This window comes from uncultured Parabacteroides sp. (genome assembly GCF_905196875.1).
In the GTDB taxonomy this organism is placed as follows: domain Bacteria; phylum Bacteroidota; class Bacteroidia; order Bacteroidales; family Tannerellaceae; genus Parabacteroides.
Map to the genome: position 1 here is coordinate 19,389 of NZ_CAJJWO010000058.1, position 12,632 is coordinate 32,020.

General features: G+C 41.7%; 9 protein-coding genes. 6 read left to right on the plus strand and 3 right to left on the minus strand.

Features of this window, described 5'->3' with window-relative positions; translation table 11 throughout:
• Positions 1-294: 294 nt before the first annotated feature.
• Positions 295-2,241 carry a response regulator gene (locus QZ076_RS16510; RefSeq protein ID WP_293714855.1) on the minus strand — a complete coding sequence of 649 codons (1,947 nt, stop codon included), beginning with the start codon at positions 2,239-2,241 and terminating at the stop codon, positions 295-297.
• Positions 2,242-3,551: 1,310 nt separating this feature from the next.
• On the opposite strand from QZ076_RS16510, the gene QZ076_RS16515 reads away from it, so the two are divergent.
• The 6 genes from QZ076_RS16515 to QZ076_RS16540 all read left to right on the plus strand — a co-directional run bounded on the left by QZ076_RS16515 (position 3,552) and on the right by QZ076_RS16540 (position 11,050).
• Positions 3,552-4,475 carry a FimB/Mfa2 family fimbrial subunit gene (locus QZ076_RS16515; RefSeq protein ID WP_293714856.1) on the plus strand — a complete coding sequence of 308 codons (924 nt, stop codon included), beginning with the start codon at positions 3,552-3,554 and terminating at the stop codon, positions 4,473-4,475.
• 640 nt (positions 4,476-5,115) lie between these two features.
• Positions 5,116-5,778 (plus strand): ABC transporter ATP-binding protein, encoded by a 663-nt coding sequence (locus QZ076_RS16520; RefSeq protein ID WP_293714870.1) that lies wholly within the window; start codon positions 5,116-5,118, stop codon positions 5,776-5,778.
• Between the two features lie 19 nt (positions 5,779-5,797).
• Positions 5,798-7,063: an ABC transporter permease gene (locus tag QZ076_RS16525; RefSeq protein WP_293714858.1), complete on the plus strand. Its 1,266-nt coding sequence runs from the start codon at positions 5,798-5,800 to the stop codon at positions 7,061-7,063.
• Positions 7,064-7,065: 2 nt separating this feature from the next.
• Positions 7,066-8,307: an FtsX-like permease family protein gene (locus tag QZ076_RS16530; protein ID WP_293714860.1), complete on the plus strand. Its 1,242-nt coding sequence runs from the start codon at positions 7,066-7,068 to the stop codon at positions 8,305-8,307.
• Between the two features lie 55 nt (positions 8,308-8,362).
• Complete coding sequence (locus QZ076_RS16535; protein ID WP_293714862.1) at positions 8,363-9,724, plus strand: sigma-54 dependent transcriptional regulator; 1,362 nt, start codon at positions 8,363-8,365, stop codon at positions 9,722-9,724.
• Positions 9,725-9,733: 9 nt separating this feature from the next.
• Positions 9,734-11,050 (plus strand): ATP-binding protein, encoded by a 1,317-nt coding sequence (locus QZ076_RS16540; RefSeq protein ID WP_293714864.1) that lies wholly within the window; start codon positions 9,734-9,736, stop codon positions 11,048-11,050.
• A gap of 45 nt (positions 11,051-11,095) precedes the next feature.
• Here QZ076_RS16540 and QZ076_RS16545 read toward each other — a convergent pair whose 3' ends face one another.
• A complete protein-coding gene (locus QZ076_RS16545) occupies positions 11,096-11,977 on the minus strand; it encodes a slipin family protein (protein ID WP_293714866.1) in 882 nt (293 codons plus the stop codon).
• Positions 11,978-11,982: 5 nt separating this feature from the next.
• The gene (locus QZ076_RS16550) at positions 11,983-12,363 is read right to left on the minus strand and encodes a GntR family transcriptional regulator (RefSeq protein ID WP_293714868.1); all 381 of its coding nucleotides are present in this window, start codon (positions 12,361-12,363) and stop codon (positions 11,983-11,985) included.
• Positions 12,364-12,632: the final 269 nt, after the last annotated feature.

Consider the following 12,632-nt stretch of genomic DNA (forward strand, 5'->3'; position numbering starts at 1 on the left):
GAAGAATATCAGAACTTACTTTGTTAGTCTTTTGAAGTTCAGTTCTTTCATCTCATCGACAATGCAAATGTAGGGGAGTTTCTCAAAACGCGTTGGAGGCAATTCTATCAATAATAATCGGTAAAACTCTAACCATCGTTTTTTACGTAATTTTGAACTTTTCACACCTGAATTTGATATTTTCCGAGGTGTTCGCCTGGAAAAAAAGAAGAAAAAAAAGAAGAAAAAAAAACGCGGCTGAAAAAAGAATTTCAGCCGCGTCCCTTTTTTATCAGTAGCCGATACGTTTACCCACTAAGGCTGACCATATTGCGATGGCGTCACTCCATATTGTTCGGTGAAACGTTTGCGGAAAGTGGCAGTATCGTTAAATCCAACCAGCTCCGACACCTCCTGGATAGAGTGTTGCTGAGTCAGGATAAGCTGCGCGGCTTTCTTAAGACGGATATTACGGGTAAGCTCGAGGATACTCAGGTCGGAGTATTGCTTAATCTTACGGTAAAGGGTAGGCAGGCTCATATTGAGCGAGTCGGCCAATACCTTCGCTTCGAAAGTGGAATCGTCGAGGTGCTTTTCGATATTCTTGATAACAGCATCCATAAAAGGATTTGAAGGAAGGCTATCGCCTTCCTTTTCGCTGCTGTCAGCAGCGTTGGCGGTGAAGTAATGGCGCATTTCGTCGCGTTTCTTCATCAGGCTGCTAATCTTGCTTTGCAGGATCTCAACATCGAAAGGCTTGGTGATATAGTCGTCGGCACCGGCCTCAATACCGGTTATCACGTCTTCGCTCTCCACCTTGGCGGTGAGCATCACGATAGGCAACTGGGCAGTGCGCGGATCATTCTTCAGTTCGCGACACACATCGAACCCGTCTTTTACCGGCATCATGACATCGCAAAGCACCAGGTCGGGCATTTCTTCGAGAGCCACCTCTACTCCTTCCTGTCCGTTGCGAGCTTCGAGTATATTATATTCCTTATTAAATACATGCTTCAGGAACCAGCGGATCTGGTCGCTGTCGTCTATCACAAGGATTTTCTTGTTGCCGCCCTTCTGTTCGGGAACGACCTGGATCACTTCGGCTATTTCTTCTTTCTGTTTCTCGGTCAGTTTAACGAGGTCGGCTTCGGGTTCAACAAACTCCACACGACGATCGAGCAGGTGTTGTTTGCCGAGCGGTATTAATAATGTATAGACAGTGCCGTTGCTATCAGACTCGCTCTCATAGCTACCGCCGATATCGGAGGCCATATCTTCCACCTGCTTCAGACCGCGGCGTGCACTCTTTTCTTCATCGAGTCCTTCGTCTTTGATGGCCAGCGAACAGAAAGCTTTGCCATCCTTACGGACAACGGAGATATTGAATATTACTTTTCCATAAGAAAATGTATTTTTGAAAGCATTCGAGAGCAGCATACGGAGAGCGAACTCCAGTTTGCGACGGTCGAACCAAACCCAAAGCACATTTGTTTGTGTGTTGACGCGGAATTTTACATTATTCATAGCTACCCAGTCGACAAAGAGGTCGCACGACTGACGGGCAACTTCCACCATATCGTAGCGTGCCACACGCAGGTAGCTCGACACATCGTTGGTGCGTTGTGTACCGATCAGCTGATCGGCAAGGTCTTGCATGGCCAGCGTATTACGATAAGCCGAAAGCAACTGAGTCGACATATCGTTTTCAGGATCTTTGTTCTGCACCACCAGAGCGAGCGAACCAAGTACCAGCGAAAGAGGAGTACGCATTTCATGGATGGTGTCGATAAAGAAGCTGTCATGAAGTTGTTCTGCTTCCCTTATCTTACGGTCGGCCTCGGCAAGCTTATCCCCGATGCCACGCTGGATCTCTTCATTTTCCTTGATCTTTTGAATCAGGATCTGCTCCAGCTCTTTCTTGTTACTACTCAGGGTAGAAAGGAGCGCTTCCTGCTCAGCCACTTTACCCTGAAGTTCTTCCTTTTCTCTTCCACGATCGTTCTCTGCATCTTCGAGTAAACGGTTCTTTGATGCGAGTTCTTCTTTCTCTTTATTCAGCTTCTCCGCCAAATCAGATAAAGACTTCTGCTGTTTTTTCGAAATGAGAAAATAACTCACCAACGAACACAACAAAACACCGATAACTATCATCAGGACTAACCCCGATCCTCCTTCTGCGCCATCAGCCGCATAAGCAGACTGCATAACAGACAGAAAGCCGAATGACAGCAACACATTCTTTTTACACATGAGCTTCTTCATACATTATTATTATACGCATTTATATACCAACTTATCTATGGGCAAAGATGGTAATAAATTTTGAAACCCGAGATATTTCAGAGTCTCTATTTTACCTATGAAGAAGATGATAATCAACAGTTCTTTTAACAATTAAAACATCACCCCGACCACTCCTTAAAGATAAAAAAAGAGACTCAAACAGCACCATCACATTTGATTACCAGACAGTTAACAAAGTACCAAATCCACACAGCCCCTAAAAAACAACAAGTGAGATGAATTTAATTTGTTAAAAACCAAAACAAAAAGACTGATAGTTTTAACTTTAATTGGCGCATCTGCATTGATTTACAAGCAATCGGAGAAAGTTATACAGAAAAAACAAAAAGACATCCGCTTTACGACCGGATGATAGTTTCACACCCCATCAATGATACAAATACAATCATGAAAGAAACGGTGTATTTCCCGACACGACCGCAACTTCTTCCGAAACTTAAGTGAGAGAAAAACCGCCATTCAAGACACTTTTAGCACCTATTTTGACACCAATCCCTCCTATTATGATTCATTTAACTTTATTTTACTATATATTTGATACATATTATAAATACATACTCTATATTTGCAACATCAAAGAGCGAAACAGAGGTGAGGGCCTTGTTTCAACAATCTCTTGGGTATAGGGTAATTTGACACACAAGAGTGTAGGGTAATTTAGAAACAAGAGTGTATAGGGTAATTTGGCATATAAAAAAGATGAAGGGAATAATGATTAGGGTAAAATTTTCACAAATTGTTTGTACTTATTCTTACGAAGTTCTTCGCTGATAAACAAACAGCAAAACGCAGATTTACAACAACTTCATCATTTATATTCCAAAGAAAACTTTATAAAAGGATATTCATATATCGCAAAGATATATAGAAGAGCCTAGAACCCGACAAGCTCAATTATTCATTCGACCTCAATTTATTTAAATATATGCATTAGGCGCACATCCGGATTGTTCTGCATGTGCGCCGTTTTTTTTCATCTTAAAAAATGAATATCACAACCAACATACAACTACACTCTTTTACCAAAGACAGAGAGAAACACCTCTTCCATAGTGATACTTTCACCATCTATAAAGATAGCTTTACCTGCATTTTGATACTTTCAGCAACTATTTTGATGCTTTTAACTTTCTTTCACTACATATCAGATACAACCTATTATTTCTTGCTCTATATTTGCAACATCAGAGAGGGGGAAACAAAAGATGAGGGTCTTTTTTCCGACAGTCTCTCCGAAAAATTATTAAGCATATAAAAAATCAGAAGTCATGAAAAAGGGTAGAATTTTTACAAATAGTTTATTGTCAATTTGGACAATGTGTCTGTTAGCTGCTCTGGCTAGTTGTTCTGCTGATAGCGACAACGTTACAGACTACACAGGAGAACCCATTGTAGCAGAAGCTCCTTTTTCTGTTATTCTGAAAGCTTATTCTGAAAATGAAGATATCACATCCAGAGGTGATGTTAAAAGCACGACTTTATATGTATTCGACCAAAATAACGATTTCTACAAACAGATCGTTGTCGATGAAACTTATCCGTTGCAGGCTAAGCCCGTACAGATCGACTGCCCGGGTTCAGACAAGATCACCGTTGTAGCTTGGAGCGGACTTTCCTCCAGTAATGCAGAGATCAGCTACATGAGTGAAGCCAATATTATCTCTGATCTGCAAATCAGCCTCAAACAAAACAATGGCGTAGTTAATAACTTCCCGGAAGATTTATTCTACGGACAGGTTACACTGAAACGTAACAATACAAAAGCTACCACAGCACAGCCTTTAAAAATCAGCCGTAAAGTTGCTTCTTTATCACTGACAACAAAAGGTATTCTGAAAGTATACGATTCCAAAGAAGGTTCTTTCTTCTATAAAGTAAAGAAAACAAAAAGTTCTATCAATTATAATGGCGAATTAACAGGTAATGATGTGGAATATATCATTCCCGCTACATTAAATGAAAAGGGTGTTTTAGTTGCTGAAACTACACCTATTTTACCAGCCTCTAATATTAGCGTAGAACTTTACAAGAACAACGAACTGATTTTTTTCGGCGAAAATCTGAAAAATAACGAAAACGTGTCTGTAAACGAAGGAGAACAAGTTTGTGCCACTTTTGACGTTTCTAAAAAAAGTTGCGATATTATCGTTTCTTCATGGGGAACCGTTATTCAGCGCGTTGTTGTAGAATAAATTCGACCCTCAATTTTTTATATGCATAGGCGCACATCCGGATTGTTCCGCGTGTGCGCCATTTTTTTGTAAATACGCGATTCTCCGTGATAGCATTACCACTCTTTTTGATACAAAAACCACCACTAAATAATGTAATAATATCGCTGAAACCCGCATTAAATCAGAGCTGATACGTATGCCACCCATTATGAAACGAATACAACCATGGTGAAAATATCATCTATTTCTGCCTCTGAGAGAAAAACAGCTTTTCTTCATTTAATAGAAATACCCGCATCATATGATATAAAAATCGATGATTAATTGCAGACAATCACTTAATTTTGCAGCATAAAGAAATAGCACAATACAATTTGTGAAATTTTACCCTATACTCTGTTTGTAAAGGTATCCTTAAAACTTTACAAGCAAACCTAATTAACATAACCGTGAGGTTACATAATTATTAAAGGCCCTATCTTTCATATCTATAGAAATATAGACCATTGAAAGAGCGGGCTTTTTACTTATATAATGGACAGATTTGTCCGAATACGGACACCTCCGACATCACACTCCCTTTCATTTTCAATAAGAAAAAAGTTTGGCATATCTATTGCTCGGGTATATGCAGAAAAAAACAGATAATTGTATGGATATAATTCAAGTAAAAGGTATCACCAGAGTGTATCGTACCACGGAAGTGGAAACTATCGCTCTCGAAAATGTAAATCTGAATGTAAAAGCAGGAGAGTTTCTTTCGATAATGGGGCCATCGGGATGTGGGAAAAGTACGTTACTTAATCTGATGGGATTACTGGACTTGCCAGACCAGGGACAGGTCTTTATCGACAACATCGAAACAACAACGATGAAAGACAACCGAATGGCAGAGTTCAGAAATAAAATGTTGGGATTCGTTTTTCAAAGCTTTCATTTGATAAATTCACTGAATGTACTCGATAATGTGGAGCTTCCTTTGCTCTATAGAAAATCGAACGCGAAATATCGCAGGGAAATAGCGGTTAACGTGCTGGAAAAAGTCGGCTTGTCGCACCGCATGAAACACTACCCTACTCAGCTGTCGGGAGGTCAATGCCAACGTGTGGCACTGGCCAGGGCAATTGCGAGTGACCCCAAAATTATCTTGGCGGATGAACCGACCGGAAACCTGGACAGCAAAATGGGGGCAGAAATTATGGAACTTCTATTCCGGCTTAACGAAGAAGGTACTACCATTGTAATGGTTACCCACGACGAACATATTGCCGAATCTACCCAACGAATCGTCCGCTTCTTCGACGGAAGACGGGTTGAATAAACCACAAAAGAGAATTATCATGTATAAACTATATTTCAAACAGGCATGGCTGATGCTGAAACAAAATAAATTTATCAGCATCATTGCAATCTTGGGGACCGCCCTGGCTATTATGATGATTATGTCCATCATTGTCGCCGATGAGATACAAAACATAAGTGTTTCGCCGGAAATAAACAGGGATCGTACATTATATGTGAATTACCAGGTTCAAAGAGATACGACCAAGGGCAGTTGGCAATCGGGTACTCCACCCTATAATATTCTTAAGGATTATCTTTATCCGCTGAAAACGCCTCAGTATGTATCCGGTGTCACCAACATAAGTACCGATGTCCCGGCTACATTGGTCTGCAAAGAAGGTTCCAATGATATCACAAATATGCATCTCAGGGCTTCCGACGCGGTTTACTGGAAAATATTTTCTTTCTCATTCATACAGGGAAAACCATTCAGCCAGGAAGAATTCGAATCGGGAATACCTGTTGCCGTTATAACGGAAACGACTGCAAGAAAAGTATTCAAAGGAGAGACAGCCATGGGACAAACCATTTTAATCAACTTCAAGCCTTACCGCATCATAGGCATCGTAAAAGATGTATCGCCGGTATTCAAGCATGCTTTCGGCGATTTATGGATTCCGTATACATCGCTCCAAAAAGAGAATATGCATTTTGAAATAATCATACTTGCTGAAAACACAAAGGATATCCCGGCTATAATAGAAGAGGTAAGAACCATGGAAAAAAAATATGCTACTGAACGTGCTCCCTGGATACTTTATCTGCAAGGCCCGTTAACCAACAAAGCCTACCAGATGAATATCAGGGGAAATACTGTCCAGGAAATAGCCGAGAACATGACTATTCAAAATAGGAAATTAATTTTCATCCTATTGATCCTGCTCCTGATACCGGCCATCAATCTTTCCGGACTAAGTCTTTCGCGCATAAAAAAACGAACGGAAGAGATCGGCATACGGAAAGCTTTCGGAGCGAAGAAATATACGATCCTGATACAGGTTCTTTTTGAAAATCTGATCACTTCGGTACTTGGAGGTATTATCGGGCTGATATTGTCGTATCTGGTTGTCTTTCAGATGCGCGACTGGCTATTGGATGTTCCTGAAGGCAGCATGATACCGGTAAGTACCCTTATCTCTATCCCTGTTTTGCTGGCTGTGTTTGCCGTCTGCCTGGTTATCAACCTACTTTCTGCAGGAATTCCGGCGTACAAAGCTTCGCGGATGAAGATTATTAATTCACTCAATCAAAATGACAAATAATTATGATACGTCACTTATTTAAAATTATCTGGAACGAACGCAAAACAAACGGCTGGATCACGCTGGAATACATACTGGTGTTTTGTGTTCTTTGGTTCTGCATCGACTATCTGTACTATATGGGGAAATCTTATCTCGAACCGACAGGCTTCAATGTAGAAAATATCTACCAGATCGATATGGGCAAGAAAATAACGGAAGAAACACCTGACAAGGAAGCACTTGCAATGACCTTCCTGAACCGGGTAAAACAGTATCCGGGCGTGGAAAGCGTCAGTTTCTCGAAATATGCGGCTCCTTTTGCCGGTTGGAATTATATAAGCAGCTATTATATCGATACTGATACAAACATGGTAAGCCTGCGGATGCGATGGATTTCGGACGGCTTTTTCGATGTATTCAAAATCAACAAACCGGCAAAAGGGTTGCAAGGATGGGGAACGCCCGGTTCAAAAGAGGTCATAATTACTCCCGACAGGAATGGATATTTCGGTTCCTATCCGGAAGCGGCTTTTCCCCTGAATGAAGTAAAAAAACTGACTTCAACGGATAAAGACAGTACCGTTTATACCGTAATAGGAACAGCGGACAAAATGAAAGACGGCTATTTCGAAACTTATTCCAGCAGCATGCTTTTCCCGCTGGAGAAAAAAGACTTCGACCTGTCGGAATTACAAATTTACATGCGGGTAAGTCCGGATGTCAGTAAAAACTTTGGAGAAGAATTTAAGCGGCAAATGAGAGATCAATTGGCACTCGATCCTTATTTTCTGGCGTCCGTCATCTCCCATAAAGACATAAAGAAGACCTGGACAGAGACATTAAACTCACTGAAGGGGGTATACGCAATCACCACTTTCCTATTCATTAATATATTCCTGGGGATTATCGGTACATTTTGGTACCGCACGCAGACCCGCCGCAGCGAAATCGGCCTGAGGCTGGCGTTGGGAGCTACCCGAAACGGAGTAAAGACAATGATATTCATGGAAACCATCCTGATTTTATTTATTGCAAGTATAGTTGGAGTCAATATATGCGTCAATATAGGCCAAACAGTACTGTTGGAGACGTTGGACATACCGATATCCAACAGGGTACAGGGCGGAATCGGGAGTGAACAGGAATTCATTAACTATGCTCTGACATTCGGTTTACTGGCTATTATATCGTTGGTCGCCGCATGGTATCCGGCCCGGCAGGCAGCAAAGATTCCTCCGGCAGAGGCATTACGGGATGAATAAATTTAGTAACTTTACTACATTAATATAAATACACAGATCATTAAGAGATAATTCTATGATACTTATTTGTGATGATGATATTACTGTCCAAACCTCCCTCGCACTTGTACTCAGGCGTGCCGGATATGAAATAGCGACAGCTTCTAACCAGCAGGAAGCAATAGACTTTGTACGCCGTACATGCCCGCAATTAATCCTGATGGATATGAATTATTCGAATACAACGACCGGTGAGGAAGGACTGGAGCTTCTGGCAAAAGTCCGGATCTTTTGTCCGGCTGTTCCTGTAATCCTTATCACCGCCTGGGGTTCCATTAACCTGGCAGTGCAGGGCATACGGGCCGGCGCATTCGATTTTATCACAAAACCCTGGAGTAATCTGACTTTACTGAATAATATAAAGACTGCTATCGCGCTGAATGAGAGTAGCGAAAAAGAGATAAAAACGGCAGCTGATCTCACTACGGACACAGGTCATTATGAGAAGATCATTGGGAAATCCCCCTTGTTATTACAGGTATTAAACACTGTTTCAAGGATTGCCCGGACAAATGCCTCTGTATTGATCACCGGCGAAAGCGGAACCGGGAAAGAACTCATAGCAGAAGCTATCCATGAAAACAGCGACCGGAACAAAAAACCGTTTGTTAAAGTCAACCTGGGCGGCATTTCCCAGTCGTTATTCGAAAGTGAAATGTTTGGACACAAGCAGGGAGCGTTTACGGATGCCCGCCACGACCGGATCGGACGTTTCGAGATGGCGGATAAGGGCACTATATTCCTGGATGAGATCGGTGAGTTGGATATGGTTTGCCAGGTAAAGCTGCTGAGAGTCTTGCAAGACCAGACATTCGAACCGCTTGGCGACAGCAAACAAAAGCAGGTCGACACACGCGTGATCAGTGCGACTAACAAAAACCTCACCGGTATGGTCGCCCAGGGAGCCTTTCGGGAAGACCTGTTTTACAGGATCAATCTGATCACTATCCGGATGCCAGCCCTACGGGAACGTATCGACGATATACCTCTACTGGTGGAACATTTTGTGGAGAAACAGGCGGAACTCAATAATATGGATCGCGTAGAACTATCGGCTGAAGCATTTGGCTACCTGAAGAAATTACCTTATCACGGGAATATCCGGGAACTGAAAAATCTGATAGACCGTACGACCCTGATCTCCGGAAAGCGTATTATCACTGACCAGGATTTAAAAAAGCAATATATCGAAGTCCCGGTAAATCAGATACCGGACAACAACTCGATCCAGTCGCTCGAAAATGTAGAGAAAAACATGATTCAAAAGGCGGTCGAGCTGTATGGCAGCAACCATTCGAAGATAGCGACGGCATTGGGACTAAGCCGGCAAACTTTATATCGCCGGATGGAAAAATACAATATAAAACTTCCCGAATAAAACCACGGCATGAAATCAAGATGGATACTTCGAATAATCATCGTGCTTATCGCATGCATATCGACCGGTATAGGCTTCTTCTTTTTCCGCGATGAACCGATACCTTTCTGGGTGATACAATGCATAGCGGTATTTTCCATCCTGCTTTCTCTTTTTATCTATCAAAAACTCATCAAGCCCTATCATATCCTGCTCAGCGGGATGCAACTATTGAAAGAACAGGATTTTTCAACCAAACTGCGTCCGGTACAAAACAAGGATGCCAACGAGTTGATCGATGTATTCAACCGGATGATCACGCAATTACGTTCCGAGCGGATTGAAGTGCGGGAGAAGAACCAGTTTCTCGACTTGCTTATCCATGCTTCGCCGCAAGGTATCATCATCCTGAATTTTGACAAACAGATCACCGACATCAATCCTTCCGGACTAAAATTACTGAATATCGGGGATATTTCTGAAATAAAAGGGAAAACTTTCCAGGAATCGACCTTCGAACTGGCTCCGGCCCTGGCTGAGTTAAAGCAAGGAGACGATGTGATGATCCGCAGCACGGTAAACACCGTGTTTCACTGTATCCGTTCGTCTTTCATCGATCAGGGATTCAATCATCCTTTTATTCTGATTGAAGAGATCACCCAGGAGTTGCTCAAAGTGGAAAAAGAGTCGTATGAACGTATCATCCGCATGATGTCTCACGAAGTAAACAATTCGGTCGGGGCAATCAGTTCCACTTTAAATGTCGTAACGGACATTTTTAAACAGGATGAGAACAGTAAATGGGAATATGTTTTGCCGGCAGTCGAGGCTTCCTTCGACCGTTGTGGAAATCTGGCCAGCTTTATCAGCAAGCTATCGCAGGTAATTCGCATCCCCGAACCTACCCTCTCTCCCATTTCCCTGAATGAGCAGGCTCGTTCCGTTTATGCATTAACGAGCGCCGAATGTCAACAAAGGAATATCGAATTGACTTTATCGCTGACAGAGGAAGACCAATACGTTCAAGTAGACGGCATCCAGTTCGAACAGGTACTGGTCAATATTATCAAAAACGCTTATGAAGCAATCGGGAAAAACGGTAAGATACAGATCTACACACATCACTCCCCTTTATCTATTATCATAGAAGACAACGGCCCCGGTATGACTGAAGAAACCAGGCAAAAACTCTTCACTCCTTTCTTCACGACCAAATCATCCGGACAAGGGATCGGTCTGATGTTCGTCAGGGAAGTTCTGACCAACCATCAATGCAAATTTAGCCTGACAACAGAGTACGGGCATACCATGTTCAAAATATTCTTCAGAGCCGACAACAACACCTGATACTGATTCTTCAGTCCTTCCCGGGAAACCTATCTTAAAAGTTCATTAGACTTCGCTATTCTTAGCCAGTGATGCTAATCCTCCCATAGCTCCCAAATTCATTGTATCCAAAGCCGAACTTGGTACTATAATCATAGAACCTTTCTCTTTCAAACCCTCGAACAGCATATTCATACCTCTGAGGTGTAATGCAACAGGATTATCAGTATACTTTTTACTGGCCAACTCAAACTTCTCGGCAATCTCGGTTTCCGCCGTTCCCAGAATGACACGGGCTCTTCTTTCACGTTCAGCCTGGGCTTCCTTACTCATGGCATCGGCAAGATCTTGAGGTATAGCGATATCGTTAATACCAACAGTTTGACAGGTAATTCCCCAGGGATTTGTATTTCTATCTAAAACATGTTGTAGATCTTCAGCAATTTTATCACGTTCCTGCAAAAGAGTGGACAGTTCATGTTTACCGATTGTATCCCTTAACCCTGTCTGGGCTATGTGCTCAATGGCCTTTTGATACTCCTGTACTTCCAAAGCCGCTTTCTCCACATCCCAAACCGTCCAATACACAACAGCATCCACGTTGACAGGTACTGTATCTTTCGTCAGGGTTTGTTCTGCTTTAAAAGCACTTACCCGTACCCGTTGATCAATATAAGCAGATACACTATCAAGAATAGGAATAATCATAAATGGGCCAGGACCTTTTAAACCCTTAAATTTACCCATACGTAACACCACTGCCCGTTCCCATTGGTCGGCCACACGGATTGAAAGAGCCAACAAACTGGAAATGAGAATCAAGAACAACAAAACCGGCATATTCACAATATGCAAACTATACAAAACGACTGATAAAAAAATCAGTACCAGCAATACAGAAAGAGAAATAGGATTAAACCATCCCTTGTTGATCACATTTGTTGTCATAAGTATTATTTTTTAGAGGTTTCAATATTTTTCAATTCCCGCATGATTTCACTAAGAGTAAAACCATAACTGAAGGCCACAGAAGAAAACTGTATACAAATTTCTTTCAGCTTATCTTCCCTCTCCTTTTCCAATATTACATTCTCCGTTTTATTGATAAACGTTCCTGTGCCCTGTTGGGTTTCCAATATGTTTTTGATTTCCAATTCCTTGTATGCCTTCGATACCGTGTTCAGATTCACCTTCAACTCTACGGCTAGCGCCCTGACCGTAGGAAGTTGCTCACCTAATTTTAGTTGCCCGGATGCTATGCCAAATATAATCTGATCGATAATCTGACGATAGACCGGTACGCCGCTGGAGTAATCTAATAAAAACTTAATCATACAATTCCATATTATATTAAACAAACATTGTACTATTTGTATATGACAAAGGTATAAAAAAAATTGTTACACCAAACTTTTTGCACTGTTTTTATAAAAAAATCTATTTTGAATCAAGAGAGATTAGCAGAGTCTATAATTAATGTATAGTAAGTCATTGTAGAGAAACAAAAAAAGGCTTACAATTTCTTGTAAACCTTTTATTTTGTAGCGAGACCCGGGATTGAACCGGGGACCTCATGATTATGAATCATGCGCTCTAACCAGCT